Source organism: Thiomicrorhabdus sp. zzn3, assembly GCF_029767755.1.
In the GTDB taxonomy this organism is placed as follows: domain Bacteria; phylum Pseudomonadota; class Gammaproteobacteria; order Thiomicrospirales; family Thiomicrospiraceae; genus Thiomicrorhabdus.
Genome location: NZ_JARUQS010000002.1, coordinates 205,194 through 222,433, shown reverse-complemented (window position 1 = coordinate 222,433; position 17,240 = coordinate 205,194). Strand labels below are relative to the sequence as shown.

The following is a 17,240-nucleotide window of genomic DNA, read 5'->3' as shown; positions in this document are numbered from 1 at the left end:
GAAACACGTCGTTCTCAAAGTAAACACATCATCAATCACAATCTTACACAATCCGGTCTTTGCCATAACCCCGGTGTTTCACGTGAAACCTAATAAAAAACGCAAAAAAATTAAAAATCCTCATTTAAATCGCCTATAAGGCGATTTTTACAAAAACCCAAAGTTTTTGCATCAAACCGCTAAAAAAACCTCTTCAACCCCCGTTTATTTGCGTCTAATTTTTGCACCGATTGATTAAATTTTAATCAATTAGCCTAGCTTCTATTCGATGCCGTTTTAAGTAAAACAAACATTAACTAATCACTTTAGAACTACTGTCTGATCCTGACTCTTTGGAAATTTCTGATAACTGTTGACGGGCAATCCGTTTTGACAAAGTGTGAAGTTGTTTTAATCCGTCAACAAACTGCATCTCATAACGAAATACTTTTAAACGCATTTCATTAGGAGTAAAGTGACGAATTTGGTGTGCTAACGCTTCTTGAATCAAATGATCAATCGTCGGTTTAATCGCGATCACTTCGAGAGCCGCTTCGGAGTCCTGCTTGTAAATACTTAACAACGCATTATCCATGGCCCTGCCAACCTCAGAACTTAATTGACCAACCAAATTCTGCATGGTTTCACTCGGCTTAATGTCCTCTTCGATCATTTCATGAGCTACCGAGAGAATATTAGATTGCATGCTTTCAAGCATCGATTCCAAATTATTCAGGACATTCATAAGCTTAAAGTGCTCATGCTGCTCTTCTGCGGACATTTCGACCTGGCCCGCCCGGCCTAAATAACTAAGGATTTTTTCCTGATAAGCCCTTAGGCGGCGAATCATTAAATCTTCACGACTCAACTTATCCATATTAGGTGAAGCAATCTGCGCCAAACTGCGTTTATAAAATAAATCCAACGGCTTTTGGTAATGCTCTAACTCTAATTTCACCGCCTTCATTGCCAAACTCGGATCCGAAAGCAGCGATTCATCCAAAAATTCAGCTTTAAATTCACCTCCCCCTTTCTCTTCGGCTAACACCGGAACCAATTTATTAACGACCCATAAAAACAAAGGAATCGCCGGTAAAAACACCACTAAACTGATCAAATTAAACAAGGTATTGGCATTGGCAATTTCGCGAGGGGTGTTTTCCGCCAACAACATCATGACCTCGTTATCCGCATAATCATGAGCAGAAATCCAAATTGAAAGCTGAGAAAGCTCCGGAATAAAGGGCAACCAAATTAATACCGCGAGTAAATTAAATTGGACATGAATCAGCGCTGTGCGCAAGGCTTCTCTGGATTTGCCAATCGTGGCTAATAACGCGGTAATTGTGGTTCCTATATTCGCTCCCATTGCTAAAGCGATTCCAGCTGGCAACGTTAAAAAACCATTACTCGCCATCACAATCACAATCGCAATCGTCGCCGAAGAGGATTGAATCAATGCGGTAAACACCATACCGATAAAAATCCCCCAAAAGGGGTTTTGTAACTCTCTTATCAGTGTCAAAAACGGCTCATAATCCCGCAGCGGAGCCATTCCTTCCCCCATCAGATTCATACCAAAAAAAATCAGTCCAAAGCCCATCAACAGCTCACCAATCGCCACTTTTTTACGAAGTTTGGCTAAAAACTGGATAGAAAAACCCACTGCGATTAATAAAAGTGCAAAGTTTGTAACTTTAAACGCCACAATTTGGGCAGTCACTGTTGTCCCTAAATTGGCCCCCATAACCACGCCGGCTGCCTGCGACGCGGTCATTAATCCAGCCGAAACAAACCCCACCGTCAAGACACTGGTGACCGAAGAGGATTGAATGACCGCCGTTACTCCCGCTCCCGTCAACGCCCCCATAACACGATTGGTTGTTAATTTAGCCAGCATGGACTTCATTTGATCTCCGGCAATCACCAATAGGCCTTTGATCATCTTTTCCATGCCGTACAAAAACAGCGCCAGTCCGCCTAACAACTCCATCAGCATGACGAACCAATCTAAATTAATGCCCGAATCCGTTAAATTTTGTGCTGAATAACTCAGATCAGAAAACATCATAAGACAGACTAATCCGCCCAGTATGAGCCAAAAATGCAATTTTCTATCAAAAACGGAATGGATCATGGGTCAAAAGCTTTATCAATATCAAAAGGGTTATCCAGCCATCATAAACCATTCACGCGCCAGGGTAACAATTAAGTGACGATTGGTATAAGTGATTAATATATTTAAAAAATTTATTAATCAATAAGAATAGAATTTGTTTATTAATAAATCGAATATTTATATTACTATATTCTTATATATTGTTATAAATTAGCCACTAATTACTTAACTACTACGAGGTTTTACTATGAAAAAGCGTATTATTGGTGCCGCTATGGCAACCGTTCTTTCGTTTGCTGCGGTGAGTGCTTTTGCTTCACCAGAACCTAGCGACCCAAAAAAACGTACTCCGCAAGGATTGTATGTGGACGCTAAAGAAACCTATGAAATGATGAAAAAAGATCCAAGCGTGATTCTGGTTGATGTTCGTACACCTGCAGAATGGCAATTTGTCGGTTACACCCCAATGGCGCAAATCATGATCCCTTCGGTTTTTTTCAAATACGACGCCATGGATGACAAAAAACCGCGTTACCGCTCACTTCTGAATGATAAATTTATTACCGAATTTGAAGAAAAGCTGTTTGATCTAGGCGCAGATAAGGAATCGACTTTCGTGATTATGTGTCGTTCTGGCGCGACCCGTGCGCAACCGGCTGCAAAAATGCTGGATCAATACGGTTACAAAAATGTTTATATCATGACCGACGGTTTTGAAGGTAGCAAACTGAAAGAGGGTGAACATAAAGGTTACCGCTTGAAAAATGGCTGGAAATACAACGGCTACCCATGGACCTATAAAATCGACAAAGAAAAAGCCTATTTCGAAAAATAAGACTCTCGGCTTTTCATAAACGGTTAATTGTATTTAAACCCAGTAAAAAAACCGCCATTGACGGAGTCTCTGGCGGTTTTTTTCACGTGGAATTCAATAGGCCTGGTTATTTAAACCGGTTAAATGCCTAAGCCTGTAATCCCTTAAGCAGCGCCAGAATCATCGCGGAGACCGAATCCTCAGCCATTGCTACGCCCACAGCTTTACGCTGCTGAGATTGCAAATAGACATAAGCAATCGCTTTAGCTTCCTTGCCACTGTTAGGCAGTGTCGGTTGATCAATTAAATGGACCGCATGCTCTGAATAATCCAATACATCGATGGCTTCACCGGTACGTTGCTGCCAAGCATCACAAAGGGCACTTAAGGTTCCGTTACCATGCCCCTTCCAAAGTTCACCATCAATTTCAATACTCAACTGTTCCTGGCCATTCACACGGTCCAACTGATAGTGATTCAATTGGATGACGGCTTGATCTAACGAGTAGTGTTCAGAAAAAGCCATGTATAAATCCTTATGGCTGACCACCCCACCCTGCTTTTCTGCCAAATTTTGCGCAATCGGAGCAAAGTCCAACTGTACCCATTTAGGCAAATTTAATCCATACTCTTGGGCGAGAACAAAGGCGGATCCCGCTTTTCCGGATTGACTGTTGACGCGAATAATTGCTTCATAATCTCGTCCCAAATCCTTGGGATCAATCGGCAGATACGCCACATTCCAAGGAGCGTTTTCCTGTTGCTTAAGCAAGCATTTGCGGATCGCATCCTGATGACTTCCGGAATAGGCGGTATAGACCACTTCCCCCACCCATGGATGACGAGGGTGGGTTTTGATCTGCGTGACCGATTCCACCACGGTAATCCACTGATCCGGATGCGCCAGATCCAATTTCGGGTCGATGCCTTCGCTATACAAATTCATCGCCAAAGTGACGATATCCATGTTTCCGGTGCGTTCGCCATTCCCCAGCAAAGTACCCTCAACGCGATCGGCACCGGCTAATAGCGCCAATTCGGCTGCGGCCACCGCACAGCCACGGTCATTATGCGTATGCACCGAAATAATCGCCGATTCCCGGTTGGAAAGATGGCGAATAAAATACTCGACCTGATCCGCAAAACGATTTGGTGAGGTGCTTTCCACCGTTGCCGGCAAATTCAAAATACACGGATTATCCGGAGTAGGATTCCATACAGCCATCACCGCTTCGCACACCTCCACCGCATAGTCGGTTTCCGTTTGCGAAAAACTCTCGGGAGAGTATTGAAACACCCATTCCGAACCTGGATGGGTCTGGTCTGCTTTAGCGGCATACTCCTGTACCCATTTAGCCCCCTGCACCGCCATCGCTTTGATTTCATCCTTGGATTTTTCGAACACATTTTCGCGCTGCACAACCGAGGTGGTGTTATAGACATGGATCACGGCTTTTTTTACGCCGCGCAGAGCTTCATAAGTGCGTTCGATCAAATGTTCTCTGGCCTGAACCAAAACCTGAATCGTCACATCATCCGGAATGCGCTTTTCTTCAATCAAACGACGAGTAAATTCATACTCCGGCTGACTGGCAGACGGGAAACCGACCTCAATCGTTTTGAATCCCATGGCCACTAACTGTTCCCACAGCGCCAGTTTTTGTTCTACCGTCATTGGATTGGCTAATGCCTGATTACCGTCACGCAGATCCACACTCACCCAAATTGGCGCTTGGGTAAGTTGGCGATTAGGCCATTGCCGATCGACTAATTCCGGTGTAGGGGTGCGATGATATTTACTGGGATTCATAAACGGTTACTCAAATTCTGATTTTCTAAACAATTGAAAAATATTGTAACCGTGACATCTAAAAATTTTATTGCAAACCATTTATTAAAAAACACTTTATAGGCAATAAAATTTCATTTTTATATATAATACAAATACTATATTCTATTTTATTTAAATTTTAAGTTATTTTATGCCTGTAAAAAATCAGCAAAGCCGCTCCCAAGTGTCGCTTGATCAATACGATCTGGCGATATTGGATGCCCTGCAAAATAACGGGCGTTTAACCAACCAGGAAATAGCGGATCAAATCGGCCTCTCCCCCTCAGCCTGTTTGAGACGCTTTAAAGCATTAGAAGAGTCAGGACTCATTATCGGCTATCGAACCCTGCTGGATGCTAAAAAGCTCGGGTTAGATTTAATGGCTCTGGTTCATATCTCAATGGATAAACACACTCAAGAACGTTTTGAAGAGTTTGAAAAAGCGGTGCGCGCCCTGCCGAATGTGCTTGAGTGTTTGCTATTGACCGGCCAAAGTGCCGATTACCAGTTAAAAGTGGTGGTAAAAGATCTGGAAGCTTACCAGGATTTGCTACTCAATCATCTGACACAAATTCCCGGTGTTAGCGGTGTGCACACCAGTTTTGTGCTCCGCAAAGTCGTCGATAAAACCTCCTTTCCTATTAGATAAAATTAAGCAAAAAAACGTATTTTTTAGCAAATTATTTGTAATAAAACCGCCCATCAGTTCTAATACAGACATTCACTGGGTAGGGTTTTATGTCAGTACAAGTAGAACAAGTTACATCACAATTAAGCGATTCCCGGACACGAAACCAACTTCGAGTTATTTTAGACCACGTACCATTTGGCATCTGGTTACAAAATACCCAAGGTAAAATGGAGTTTGTAAACCGTTGGTTCTGTGAATCTGTAGGGATTCCAGAAGTGCAGTTTCTCAGCGCCGAACACTATTCGGAGCTCTATCCCGAGGATATTGCCCAAGCCTGCATGCAATCAGACCGTGAGGCCATTAAACAGCCTAAACCGCATAAAACCATTGAACACCTTCTCTTTACTGACGGAAAAGAACATATCCTTGAAATCACTAAAGTTAAAATTTATGACTCTAAAGGCCAGTTTGATGGTCTTTTAGGCATTGCCGAAGATGTTACAGACAAAGTTAAAAGCCAAAAACGCGTCTATCAACTCGCCTATTTCGACGAACTGACCCATTTACCGAACCGAAGCTGGCTAAAACAGCAGTTCAATCAGTGGTTGGAAAAAGATCATCATCAAGGCATCTACGCCTTTATGCTTTTCGATATCGACCACTTTAAAGCCTTAAATGACACTCAGGGCCACGAAATCGGCGACAAACTTCTGCTGAAATTAACCCGAAGGTTACAACAACAGGATCAAAACTGCGTTAATGACCTTCAGCTGGTTAAATTTAATGACGCTCCCGCTTTTATCAGAATGGGGGGCGATGAATTTGCCATGCTCATTCGCTGCCCTACCACAGACCCTAAACTGGCCCAACACTATCTGGAAAACCAGTTTGAATGCTTGCTTTCAAGGCTAAATCAACCGTTTAATCTGCCACTGCAAATTCTGGAAGAAACCCAAAACTGGTTACACCGCGCCTCGATCAGTAGCGGCATTACCCTGTTTTCAGGAAAGCAAACCATTTCTCTCGAAGAAATTTTGAAACATGCCGAAGTGGCCATGTATAAAGCCAAAAAGAAAGGCGTTAATCAGTTACTGTTTTTTACTCCAGAAATGCAAGAGCAGCTGGACAGTCGTACTGAGATGATTAACCAATTAAATTTTGCCATTGCCAGAAACGAACTCTATCTTGTATTTCAACCGATCATGGATGCGCAAAATAGGGTCAATGGTGCCGAAGCCTTACTCAGATGGAAAAATAGTAAATTAGGTGCCGTCGCGCCGGACTGTTTTATTCCTTTGGCTGAACAGAGTGGTTTAATCCATACCATCAGTGATTGGGTCATTCATAGCGCTTTAAACACCCTCTCTTTCTGGCAAAAAGAGCCGGAATTGGGCCAGTTAACCCTGGCAGTCAATGTCAGTGTTAAACAGTTCCACCAAGATAATTTTGTCGAAGAGTTACAAACTCTAATCGATTTTTACGAAATCGATCCGCGTTATCTGAAACTGGAATTAACCGAAAGTGTCATGCTGGAGAGCATGGACAGTTCGGTGAATAAAATGCAGCGACTCAGAGAAATGGGAATTCGCCTCTCTATTGACGATTTTGGTACCGGATTCGCCTCATTGAGTTATCTGAAGCGTTTGCCGGTCGACGAAATCAAAATCGATCGCAGTTTTATTAAGGAACTGCCAGACGATCAGGACGACATTCAAATAGTTAAGGCCATACTCAAAATGGCAGACGCTTTGCAATTAAACGTAGTTTCTGAAGGCGTGGAAACAGAACAACAACTAGCCTTTTTACTTGAAAACGGAGGACGTCACTTCCAGGGCTATCATTGGAGTCCACCCGTGCCAGAAGAAGAATTTGAAGACTTTGTAACAAACCACAACATGGCCCAAAACTAAAAAGGCCACATAATCATGTGGCCTGAATAATTTATGCATCTCTGAACCTTATTGATTAACCGGGTCTTCAATTTGCACCAGATCGGTGAACGCATGCCAACTGGCGTAACCTAACAATGGCATGACCACCACCATAGCCAAGCCCAATGTGAGCAAGCCGACAGCCAACAGTACTCCGATCGTCAACGCCCATAACGCCATCACGGCTTTATTTTCCATCACCACTTTCCAACTGATGATCATGCTGGAAATCACGCCAATATTTTGATCACGCAGCAGCAGTGGAATAGTCACCACACTGACGGCAAAGACAAAAGCCGCTACCGCCGCACCAATGATCATAAAGGCGATCATAAACTGCATCCCGGCATCGGAAGTTAGAAAACCCATGACCCCCATATCTGGATCCACGATCAGCAAAGATTGTGCTTTGACAATCCCGGCAATAAGCGGCGTAATTCGCGACCAGATGGCGATAATGATACCTAACGCCACCGCAAACAGCGCAAACTCGGTGACATTATGCCGCCACGCCGTCAGAGAATGAATCAGATCCGGAGACTCACCTTTTTCGAGCTGATGAGCAACCGAGTAAAGCCCGGTGGCCAAAAACGGCGCAATCATCACAAACGAGGTGGCAACCGTAAACATTAAAATGGGATTTTCCTGAAAAAACAGATAAACGGTCATCACAAACAGTGTCATCACCAGACCGTAAAACAGAGAAGCCAAAGGGGCGTGTGCAATGTCCATCCATCCCCGCTTCAGCCAGCTGCCGACATCCGCAAATGTCGCTTCCTTAGAAATTAAATGTTCCCCACTTTCCGTGTAATGGTCGTGGGTGTGAAGGTGTGATTGAATAGCATGTGGCATAACTTCCTCCCTGTCTTTCGACAAAGTTAAGTCGGTGAACGGCTTTAATAAAAGTCGCTCATCGGCTACGATTGATTACAAGCAATTCAAATCTGATTATATAACCTAGCTTTCAAGTAGGTTATTTATTTATTTAATGATACCCCTTTAAATTCATAAACTTAATCAATATTTTTGGCTCAATAAACTCGGAATACCTCCAATGATTCGCATAAAAAACTGCGCCAAAGCGGTCATTATTGAAAATCAAAAAGTCCTACTACTTAAAAAGCAGTATGCCAATGAAAAGGTGATTTACACCCTTCCCGGCGGCACCCAGGAACCGGGAGAATCGCTAATACAGACCGTCATTAGAGAAGTCTTGGAAGAAGCGGATGTCCATATCGAAGTCCGAGGATTATTCAAAATCTATGAGCATCAAAGAACGTCTAAAACCGAGCCGGAAAACATTAAACACAAGGTGGAATTCGCCTTTTTAGCCACCCTGTCTGAAAACGCCTATCCTCAAAACGGCTGCCATCCGGACCCTCACCAACTCTCAGTAGAGTGGATTGCTATAAATCAGCTCAAACAACTGAGATTGGATCCGCCTTTTTTGGCCGAAGTCATACTCTCCGCCAAACTGCCGGAAGTCTCACCTTATTTGGATGGCTTAAATAAAAGCGATGTCGATTAAACCGAATGGGTGTGCTCAGTTTGAATTTATACAAAAAATCTTCTTCATCAACATACTGTAAAAGCCCCATTTTCACATGCTTACTCTACAGGGGAAACAAATCCTTGCGGTTTGATGGCCAATACCGAGCAGAATACTGAATTCGACAAAGGCGCTTTCAAACATAGATGGCCTCCTGTTGCTCACCGCTTGGATGCGTATTCAAATCAATAAGCTGTACGTACAACAGATTGAAATCATGTGAATTTCATCATAGCAATTACATGGCAAATTACCTATTTTTCAAAATCGATATTCATCAGAAAACATTGACTCTATCGCCGTTTATGGTAGCCTTTGAGGGTTATAAATAACCTTTATACTGACATTTCAACAGGCTGAACCGAGTATGAATCTACTGGCCGTAAACCTCCCCATTGTAGTGCTGTTGCCATTTGTCGGCGCGATCTTTGCCGCTCTGGCTTCCAAAATCAACCGTTTGGCGGCGGCCTGGACCAGTGGCGCTGTAACCCTACTTGCTCTCGCCTTTTTATCACCGGCGGTCTCTCTGCCGTTTGCAGGCGAGACTCTGGTACAAAGCTGGGCATGGATGGAATCGGCGGGACTTTTCTTTGCCTTTCGTCTTGACGGTCTGGCGCTGCTGTTTGCCCTGCTGATTCTGGTTATCGGTCTGCTGGTGATTCTGTACGCCCGCTACTATCTGGCAGCAAAAGACTGCATGGGACGTTTCTTTGCCTATCTGCTGATGTTTATGGGTTCCATGCTCGGGATCGTGCTCTCCGAGAATATTCTGCAGTTGGTGATTTTCTGGGAATTGACTTCGATCACCTCCTTCCTGCTGATCAGCTATTGGCAACATCGCAAGGATGCGCGTCAGGGAGCACGTATGGCCTTGGCAATTACCGGTGCCGGCGGACTGGCTCTGCTGGGGGGCGTCTTGCTGCTGGGACACATCGTCGGCAGCTACCAGCTTAGTGATGTCCTCGCTGCAGGTGACCTGGTGCGCACCCACGACCTTTACCTGCCAACACTGGGGTTGATTCTGCTTGGGGTGTTTACCAAATCGGCGCAATTTCCATTTCATTTCTGGCTGCCGCACGCCATGGCAGCCCCGACCCCGGTGTCGGCTTATCTGCACTCCGCCACCATGGTCAAGGCGGGGATTTTCCTGCTGGCGCGATTTTTTCCAGTGCTTTCCGGCACTCCGGAGTGGTCGTGGCTGGTGGGCGGAGCAGGCCTGCTGACTTTGCTCATCGGCGCTTACACGGCCCTGTTTAAACATGACCTGAAAGGGCTGCTTGCCTACTCCACCATCAGCCATTTGGGATTGATTACCCTGCTGTTCGGTTTTGGCACCCAGCTCGCAGCGGTGGCGGCGATTTTTCATATCATCAACCACGCCACCTTCAAAGCTTCGCTGTTTATGGTGGCGGGTATTATCGACCATGAAACCGGCACGCGCGATATGCGCAAACTTAACGGCCTGATTAAATACATGCCACATACCGCAGCGCTGGCGATCATCGCTTCACTGGCGATGGCCGGCGTGCCTTTGCTTAACGGCTTCCTCAGTAAAGAGATGTTTTTTGCCGAAGCGGTCACCGCTTCACAGGCTAACGCCTATGCCTGGCTGATTCCGGTCTTGGTGACTCTGGCGGGGATTTTTTCGGTGGCTTACTCGCTGCGCTTTATTCATGACGTCTTCTTTAACGGCGAACCGGTCGGACTGACGCGCACCCCGCACGAACCGCCCCGTTTTATGAAAATCCCGGTTGATCTGCTGGTCATTCTCTGTCTGGCGGTGGGGATTCTGCCGATTTACACCGTGGCACCGATTCTGGATGTGGCGGTGACCGGCACCCTACAAACCACCCCGCCTCAGTACAGCCTGGCGATCTGGCACGGATTTACCCTGCCTCTGCTGATGAGTTTGCTGGCGTTGTCACTCGGTGTGGCCGTTTACTATAAACGGGCATGGTTTTTTACCACCTACCGTCGTTATTTCCAGCGGATAAATGCCAAACGCTACTTTAACCGCCTATTTAAACAGCTAACCAGAGTGGCAGTGGCGATTACCCGCCGCTTTGATAAGGGTTCTCTGCAACACGCTGCCGTCTGGGTCATTGCGGCTTCGGTGGTAATCGGTACGGCCGGATTTATGCAGTTCTCTTCGCCGCTGTTCGGCGAACGGCCGTTAATGGCCGCAGATCCGGTGACCTTAGTGGTGGGCGTCATTTTGATGATTGCCAGCCTATTGACGGTCGCGCTGCACCGCCGGCGCCTGATCAGCTTGATCATCATCGGTGTGGTCGGACTGATTATCGCGCTTGGTTTTGTCAAATTTTCCGCGCCGGATCTAGCTCTCACTCAGCTTTCGGTAGAAGTGGTCACTATTATTCTGCTGCTGCTGGCACTCTATTTTCTGCCACAGGCGAGTCCGAAAGAGATCGGCCGCCGCCGATTATGGCGCGATGCGCTGATTGCGCTATTATCAGGGATCGGGGTCACCTTGCTGACCATGATGGTGCTGACACGCGAATTCGATCCGATTTCCAGCTACTTTATTGAAAACAGTGTCCCCGGCGGCGGCGGCACCAATGTGGTCAACGTCATTCTGGTTGACTTCCGTGGCTTTGATACCCTGGGTGAAATCGTGGTACTTGCCCTTGCAGGGCTGGGCGTATTTGCGCTCTTGCAAGGCATGAAACTGCCGGCGCCGCAGCACGACCTGCAGGGCCGTGTGTGGAGCCTGGACGCCCATCCGACCATTATGCAAACCCTGACCCGCCTGCTGCTGCCGCTGATGCTGCTGGTGGCGGTCTATATTTTCCTGCGCGGACACAATCTGCCCGGCGGCGGTTTCATTGCCGGTCTGATCGCGTCGGTGGCGCTGATTGTTCAATATCTCGCCAACGGCATCGCCTGGACACAGCAGCGCCTTAAGATCGATATGCACTGGTCGATCGGTTTTGGCCTGCTAATCGCCATTTCAACCGGGCTGGTGGCGATGCTGCTCGGCTACCCGTTCCTGACTTCCGCCTTTACTCATCTGCACTGGCCGATCGTGGGCGAATTCGAAGTTGCCAGCGCCATTGCATTTGATCTCGGTGTCTTCCTGGTGGTGGTTGGCGCTACGGTGATGAGCCTGGTGCAACTGGGCAAACTCAGTACCGCTTCGCATAAAGCGGATCATCCCACATCTCAGCAGAAGGAGAGTGTCTAAATGGAATGGCTGATTGCTTTGATGATCGGTGTGATGACCGCCAGCGGGGTATTTTTAACCCTGCGCGCACGCACCTTTCCTGTGGTATTGGGACTGACTCTGCTGGCTTACGCGGTCAATGTGTTTCTGTTTGCCATGGGACGTCTCAATATTGGTGTCCCGGCGGTGATTGAAGCGGAACGCTTAGCCTATACCGATCCTCTGCCGCAGGCGCTGGTTCTGACCGCAATTGTCATCGCTTTCGGCATGACTGCGTTTTTGATTGTACTGTCGCTCAAAGCGCGTTCCGAACTCGGCAATGACCATGTGGATGGCTTGCATCTGGCGCAAGACGAGGAATCTCTGCACGCCACGCTGCCGCCCAGACAGGCGGATCCGAAACGCCATGCAGATCACCCGTTTGAACAGACCGACGCCCTGATCGCTTCGACAACAACCCAACCGATTCAAGGAGAACGCCAGCAATGATGACGGCTACCCCGTTTCTTCCGGTTCTGATTCCGCTCATAGGTGGCGTGCTGGTTCTGCTGGCGCACCGCGGGGGTCTCAATCTGCAACGTCTGATGAGCCTGCTGCTGGTACTGGCGCTGCTGCTGGTCAGTGTGGATGCGATGCAAACCGCCATTCAGATGCCGCCGCAGGTTTATGCTCTGGGTAACTGGATTGCCCCTTTTGGCATTGTCCTGGTGCTTGACCAGCTTTCGGCACTCATGGTGTTGATTACCGCTCTACTTGCACTGGGCGCGCTCTGGTACGCTGTCAAACGCAAAGTGGATGCTCAGGGCGCACACTTTCACGTGCTCTTTCAAATCCAACTGTTCGGGCTCAACGGTGCTTTTTTAACCGGTGACGTGTTTAACCTGTTTGTATTCTTTGAAGTTCTGCTGCTCGCCTCTTACGGATTGCTGCTACACGGCAGTGGCCGTCTGCGCACGCGTGCCGGACTGCACTATGTGGCGATCAACTTGATCGGCTCTACCCTGTTTCTGTTTGCGGTCGGGGCGCTCTATGGCGTGCTTGGCACGCTCAATATTGCCGATATGGCGAACAAAATCGCCCATCTCGATCCACAAGATCAGGGCGTGGTCGCCGCAGCCGGTTTGCTGTTGTTGCTGGTATTTGGCATCAAAGCGGCCTTGTTCCCACTTTATCTATGGCTACCTCAGGCCTATGCCAACACTACAGCACCGGTGGCCGCCCTGTTTGCTATTATGACCAAAGTCGGCCTATATGCGATTATCCGCGTCCACGGCACCTTATTTGGCGATCAGGCCGGTGACTTGGCAGGCCTGCATCTGCCCTGGATACTTTGGCTCGGACTGATTACCATGTTAATGGCCGCTTTCGGCACCCTGGCCGCACGCGGTCTGCGCGAGCAAGTGGCTTATCTGGTGCTGGCCTCGGTCGCCACACTGCTGGTTGGGATCGGATTGAACTCGATTGACGCCCTGTCGGCCACACTCTACTACCTGATTCACTCTACTCTGATTGCCGGCGGCTTCTTCCTACTCGCCGATTTGATTGCCAAAGGGCGTGGCGCATACGACGACCGTTTTGTTTCCGGGCCGGCCACACCGAAGGCAATGCTGCTAGGCGCTACTTTTCTGTTTGCCGCCATCGCCATGAGTGGCCTGCCACCGCTGTCAGGCTTTTTCGGCAAGGTGCTGATTCTTTCGGCCGCGCTGGATCATCCGGCCTTCTCTTGGATCATCGCCGTGGTTCTGTTATCCGGCCTGATGATGATTATGGCTTTGGCGCGTTCCGGTTCGCTGTTGTTCTACAATACCCTGCCGGAAAACGGTCAAGACGCGCCAGCAGCTGCAGACGCTTCCAAAGAACACGATTTCAAGGGTGCCTATCTGGCGGTGGCCAGTTTACTCTCCGCGGCCCTGGTGTTGGTGGCGCTGGCCCATCCCCTGGGCCAGTTTACCCAGAGCGTGGCCCAACAGGTGTTTGACGCACCAACCTATCTGCAACAAGTGTTACACACCCCGGCGGTGGCCAAGGAGGCCATTCGATGAAACAATTCTTTAAATCTTTTCTGCCGCACCCCATTCTGAGTCTGGTGTTATGGGGAGTCTGGTTGCTGCTGAATAATACCCTAGCGCCGGGTCACATCGTCCTGGGGGCGATATTGGCCTTGCTGATTCCTAAACTGACCGCCTCTTTCTGGCCGGAAAAGGTCTGTTTGAGTCATCCGGTTACGATACTCAAATTTACCGCCATCGTTCTGTGGGACATCATGGTGGCCAATATTATTGTCGCCAAACTCATTCTTGGACGGACTCAGCACCTGCAACCGGCGTTTTTAACCATTGAGCTGGATATTCAGCACCCACTGGGGATCAGCCTGCTTGCCAACACCATCTCTCTGACACCGGGGACGGTCTCTTGCGATTTAAGCGAAGACCGTCGCTGCCTGCTGGTACATGGATTACATGTTGAAGATGCGGACGAAACCATTAACGAGATCAAACAGCGTTATGAACGCCCGCTGATGGAGATTTTTGAATCATGTTAACCACTGCTCTGAATATTGCCTTTGTACTGGTAACCCTGGCGGCGCTGCTGAGTTTTTACCGTCTGCTCAAGGGACCGGATGTGCCAGATAGAATCCTGGCACTGGACACACTGTATATTAATGCCATCGCCCTGCTGATCCTGTCGGGATTGAGGCTAGAAAGCGCCCTTTACTTTGAAGCGGCCTTGTTGATTGCGGTCATGGGATTTGTCGGCACAGTGGCGCTGAGTAAATACCTGTTGCGCGGCGACATTATGGAATAACACCATAAAGGATATTACCGATGTTGGAATGGATTTTAAGCGCTCTGATTATTATTGGTGCCGTGTTTACGCTGATCGGATCAATCGGCCTGTTCAAATTGCCGGATTTCTATATGCGCCTGCATGGCCCGACCAAAGCCACCACACTCGGCGTGGGGGCCATTCTGATCGCCTCGGCGCTCTATTTCGGTTTCAAAGAGGATGGCATCAGTCTGCATGAAGTGCTGATCACGCTGTTTTTGTTTATTACCGCACCCGTCAGCGCCCACCTGATGGCAAAGGCGGCGCTGCACATTGAAACCCGACGAATCCAACGTACCCGTCAACACCCCAAATGACGCAGTGAACAGGCCTGTTCACTTTCACGCCCGGGTTGGCCATTATTCAAAATCGAAATCGTCCAATTTAGGTTGCGGCGGATGGCCGTCATAGATCGCATTGGTACGATATTGCAAATAACTTTCACGCATAAAAATATAGGGGTCCGGTTGTTGGCGAAGTTCATCAATTAACGGGGTCGCTTTAGTGTAACTGACAAAGGCATCGCCAAAAGCAAGAGCAGGGCGATTCACATCATCTCCATCGACCATTTGATAAAGCAGATCTGAGTAGGAATCGACTCCCCAACCAAATAAGCTGCGCGTGGTATAAGGACCGATAAACGGCAGCATTACAAACGACGCTTCATCCCAAACACCCCAAACAGCCAGAGTTTGTCCAAAATCTTCTTTTTTGAGCTCCAAGCCTGCTGGAGTTGCAATATCCAATAAACCAAACAGGCCAAATGTAGAGTTAAGGGTAAAACGCATGATCCCTTCAAAACCTTCCTGGCCTTTGCCCTGAAGAAAACTGTTCATCACATTCAGAGGCATCCCTAAATTGGAAAAAAAGTTCTGTATGCCGGTCTGAGCCGGCTGAGGTACGTAATTCAGATAGGCCTTAGCAACCGGTTCGCCAATCGCATCATGAAAGGCCATGTTAAAAGTAAACATTTTACGATTGTAAGACTCATAGGGATCCTGTGGGTTCATCATTACCATCGCAGAGGAATCCGTTTTTTTAGCAGGCGGAGCTAAATCGTCTTCCCATGACGCCATGGCCGATGAAACAAGCACATTCATACTTAAAACCGTGATGACTGCAAAGAAATTAGATCTGTATGTACTTTTCATGCTTTTATCAATGTCATTATTTATCTGAGTTGTAAGGGATTGTACAAGGGATTGTTGCTTCCATCACCGATTGCTTGAAACGTTGCAAGATTTCTTCTCTTGGAAAGCTCTTACGCCATGCTAGAGCAATTTTTCTAGTTGGAGTAGGGCCTGATAGCTCTTTTATCGTAAAAAGCTCGTTATCGCGTTCAGAGAGCGAACTGCATGGAAAAATAGATAAACCTACCCCTGAGGCAACCATATATCGAATTGTTTCCAGTGAACTGCCTTCAAAGGTTTTTTGCAAACGATCACTTTGGTAATTGAGATGCATTAGATTAGGAAAGGCTTCAATAACTTGATCTCTGAAACAGTGTCCAGCACCTAATAATAATATGGTTTCGTTTTCAATTTTCTGTAACACAATCTCAGTATCGGTTTGGCTTAAGGGGTGTTCCTTAGGCACAATCAATTTAAAAGGTTCTTCATAAAGCAAACAGGTTTCAATATTGGGTTCTTGAAAAGGCAGTGAAAGAATCACTAAATCTAGTTCGCCGGTTTGCAGTTTGTCTGCCAGGACATGCGTGTAGTTTTCTTCAATAATGACCGGTACATTAGGTGCATTTTTATGAAAAATAGGAATGATCTTTGGAATCAGATAAGGAGCGATGGTATGAATGGCTCCAACTTTTAATTCGGTTGATAGGTCACCTTGTGCTTCTTTAGCAATCTGCTTAATGTCTTGACTGCGTTCAACGATCTCTTCAGCAATAGAGATGATTTTTCTACCAACGGGAGTAACTAAAACATCTTGTTTACGTCTTTCAAATAAGACAACTCCTAGCTCTTCTTCTAACTTCTTAACCGCCACACTGAGAGTAGGTTGGCTAACAAAGCAAGTTTCAGATGCTTTACGGAAATGTCTCTCTTTGGCAACTGCAATGATGTATTTCAATTCATTTAAGGTCATTTTTCAGCTACTTTGTGAATCAAGTTTGTCTTATTAAAGTATATATATTTTTTTATATATTCTTTATTCTTATTCTTCTTAGGAGGACAAATCTTGTTGATAAACGCAAATTGCTCAATTAAAACAAAAAATTAGCTTGTGAGTAGCTTGTGGTTATCCTATGAGATAGGTTAAGTGGATAAATGTGTGTGTTTTGTGGATAAAAATTCTATTTATAAAAAATGAAGGAGTTATCCACAAAGTTAAACAAGTTATTCACTTTGTTATTGCCTTGTGAAT

Annotated in this window: 14 protein-coding genes and 1 pseudogene; 10 read left to right on the top strand and 5 right to left on the bottom strand. The window is 46.8% G+C overall.

Annotated features, from left to right (window positions below):
* Nucleotides 1-292: 292 nt before the first annotated feature.
* Nucleotides 293-2,050 (bottom strand): Na/Pi cotransporter family protein, encoded by a 1,758-nt coding sequence (locus QCB44_RS08685; RefSeq protein WP_279409478.1) that lies wholly within the window; start codon nt 2,048-2,050, stop codon nt 293-295.
* Nucleotides 2,051-2,345: 295 nt separating this feature from the next.
* Between QCB44_RS08685 and QCB44_RS08680 the strand changes: the two genes are divergently transcribed.
* Nucleotides 2,346-2,933 (top strand): rhodanese-like domain-containing protein, encoded by a 588-nt coding sequence (locus tag QCB44_RS08680; RefSeq protein WP_279409477.1) that lies wholly within the window; start codon nt 2,346-2,348, stop codon nt 2,931-2,933.
* 127 nt (nt 2,934-3,060) lie between these two features.
* On the opposite strand, the gene QCB44_RS08675 is transcribed toward QCB44_RS08680, so the two are convergent.
* Nucleotides 3,061-4,722: a 2-isopropylmalate synthase gene (locus tag QCB44_RS08675; RefSeq protein WP_279409476.1), complete on the bottom strand. Its 1,662-nt coding sequence runs from the start codon at nt 4,720-4,722 to the stop codon at nt 3,061-3,063.
* A 172-nt stretch (nt 4,723-4,894) separates the two neighbouring features.
* On the opposite strand from QCB44_RS08675, the gene QCB44_RS08670 reads away from it, so the two are divergent.
* Nucleotides 4,895-5,392: an Lrp/AsnC family transcriptional regulator gene (locus QCB44_RS08670; protein WP_279409474.1), complete on the top strand. Its 498-nt coding sequence runs from the start codon at nt 4,895-4,897 to the stop codon at nt 5,390-5,392.
* Nucleotides 5,393-5,481: 89 nt separating this feature from the next.
* Nucleotides 5,482-7,284 carry an EAL domain-containing protein gene (locus QCB44_RS08665; RefSeq protein ID WP_279409472.1) on the top strand — a complete coding sequence of 601 codons (1,803 nt, stop codon included), beginning with the start codon at nt 5,482-5,484 and terminating at the stop codon, nt 7,282-7,284.
* A 48-nt stretch (nt 7,285-7,332) separates the two neighbouring features.
* Here the strand turns inward: QCB44_RS08665 and QCB44_RS08660 are convergent, their stop codons facing one another.
* On the bottom strand, nt 7,333-8,157 hold the full coding sequence (locus QCB44_RS08660) for a DUF2189 domain-containing protein (protein ID WP_279409471.1): 825 nt from the start codon (nt 8,155-8,157) through the stop codon (nt 7,333-7,335).
* A 202-nt stretch (nt 8,158-8,359) separates the two neighbouring features.
* Here QCB44_RS08660 and QCB44_RS08655 point away from each other — a divergent pair, with 202 nt between their 5' ends.
* The 7 genes and pseudogenes from QCB44_RS08655 to QCB44_RS08625 all read left to right on the top strand — a co-directional run bounded on the left by QCB44_RS08655 (nt 8,360) and on the right by QCB44_RS08625 (nt 15,178).
* Nucleotides 8,360-8,833, top strand: coding sequence for an NUDIX domain-containing protein (locus QCB44_RS08655; protein WP_279409470.1), 474 nt, complete (start codon nt 8,360-8,362; stop codon nt 8,831-8,833).
* 388 nt (nt 8,834-9,221) lie between these two features.
* Nucleotides 9,222-12,056, top strand: a complete 2,835-nt coding sequence (locus QCB44_RS08650) for a monovalent cation/H+ antiporter subunit A (protein WP_279409468.1) — start codon at nt 9,222-9,224, stop codon at nt 12,054-12,056.
* Nucleotides 12,057-12,395, top strand: a pseudogene (locus QCB44_RS08645) (Na+/H+ antiporter subunit C); the annotation flags it as partial.
* A 125-nt stretch (nt 12,396-12,520) separates the two neighbouring features.
* Nucleotides 12,521-14,077 carry a monovalent cation/H+ antiporter subunit D gene (locus QCB44_RS08640; RefSeq protein ID WP_279409464.1) on the top strand — a complete coding sequence of 519 codons (1,557 nt, stop codon included), beginning with the start codon at nt 12,521-12,523 and terminating at the stop codon, nt 14,075-14,077.
* Nucleotides 14,074-14,577 (top strand): Na+/H+ antiporter subunit E, encoded by a 504-nt coding sequence (locus QCB44_RS08635; protein WP_279409463.1) that lies wholly within the window; start codon nt 14,074-14,076, stop codon nt 14,575-14,577. The genes QCB44_RS08640 and QCB44_RS08635 overlap by 4 nt, the downstream gene beginning before the upstream one ends.
* Complete coding sequence (locus tag QCB44_RS08630; protein ID WP_279409462.1) at nt 14,571-14,840, top strand: K+/H+ antiporter subunit F; 270 nt, start codon at nt 14,571-14,573, stop codon at nt 14,838-14,840. Before QCB44_RS08635 ends, QCB44_RS08630 begins: the two co-directional genes overlap by 7 nt.
* 20 nt (nt 14,841-14,860) lie before the next feature.
* Nucleotides 14,861-15,178, top strand: a complete 318-nt coding sequence (locus QCB44_RS08625) for a Na+/H+ antiporter subunit G (protein ID WP_279409461.1) — start codon at nt 14,861-14,863, stop codon at nt 15,176-15,178.
* Nucleotides 15,179-15,220: 42 nt separating this feature from the next.
* Here the strand turns inward: QCB44_RS08625 and QCB44_RS08620 are convergent, their stop codons facing one another.
* Both QCB44_RS08620 and QCB44_RS08615 read right to left on the bottom strand, forming a co-directional pair.
* The gene (locus tag QCB44_RS08620) at nt 15,221-15,961 is read right to left on the bottom strand and encodes a VacJ family lipoprotein (RefSeq protein WP_279409460.1); all 741 of its coding nucleotides are present in this window, start codon (nt 15,959-15,961) and stop codon (nt 15,221-15,223) included.
* A 67-nt stretch (nt 15,962-16,028) separates the two neighbouring features.
* Nucleotides 16,029-16,961: a hydrogen peroxide-inducible genes activator gene (locus QCB44_RS08615; RefSeq protein WP_279409459.1), complete on the bottom strand. Its 933-nt coding sequence runs from the start codon at nt 16,959-16,961 to the stop codon at nt 16,029-16,031.
* Between the last annotated feature and the right edge of the window lie 279 nt (nt 16,962-17,240).

Bases quoted from the DNA above. Each gene is read 5' to 3' on its own strand.
- QCB44_RS08685 (WP_279409478.1), bottom strand. From the start codon at position 2,050: ATGATGTTTTCTGATCTGAGTTATTCAGCACAAAATTTAACGGATTCG.
- QCB44_RS08680 (WP_279409477.1), top strand. From the start codon at position 2,346: ATGAAAAAGCGTATTATTGGTGCCGCTATGGCAACCGTTCTTTCGTTT.
- QCB44_RS08675 (WP_279409476.1), bottom strand. From the start codon at position 4,722: ATGAATCCCAGTAAATATCATCGCACCCCTACACCGGAATTAGTCGAT.
- QCB44_RS08670 (WP_279409474.1), top strand. From the start codon at position 4,895: ATGCCTGTAAAAAATCAGCAAAGCCGCTCCCAAGTGTCGCTTGATCAA.
- QCB44_RS08665 (WP_279409472.1), top strand. From the start codon at position 5,482: ATGTCAGTACAAGTAGAACAAGTTACATCACAATTAAGCGATTCCCGG.
- QCB44_RS08660 (WP_279409471.1), bottom strand. From the start codon at position 8,157: ATGCCACATGCTATTCAATCACACCTTCACACCCACGACCATTACACG.
- QCB44_RS08655 (WP_279409470.1), top strand. From the start codon at position 8,360: ATGATTCGCATAAAAAACTGCGCCAAAGCGGTCATTATTGAAAATCAA.
- QCB44_RS08650 (WP_279409468.1), top strand. From the start codon at position 9,222: ATGAATCTACTGGCCGTAAACCTCCCCATTGTAGTGCTGTTGCCATTT.
- QCB44_RS08640 (WP_279409464.1), top strand. From the start codon at position 12,521: ATGATGACGGCTACCCCGTTTCTTCCGGTTCTGATTCCGCTCATAGGT.
- QCB44_RS08635 (WP_279409463.1), top strand. From the start codon at position 14,074: ATGAAACAATTCTTTAAATCTTTTCTGCCGCACCCCATTCTGAGTCTG.
- QCB44_RS08630 (WP_279409462.1), top strand. From the start codon at position 14,571: ATGTTAACCACTGCTCTGAATATTGCCTTTGTACTGGTAACCCTGGCG.
- QCB44_RS08625 (WP_279409461.1), top strand. From the start codon at position 14,861: ATGTTGGAATGGATTTTAAGCGCTCTGATTATTATTGGTGCCGTGTTT.
- QCB44_RS08620 (WP_279409460.1), bottom strand. From the start codon at position 15,961: ATGAATGTGCTTGTTTCATCGGCCATGGCGTCATGGGAAGACGATTTA.
- QCB44_RS08615 (WP_279409459.1), bottom strand. From the start codon at position 16,961: ATGACCTTAAATGAATTGAAATACATCATTGCAGTTGCCAAAGAGAGA.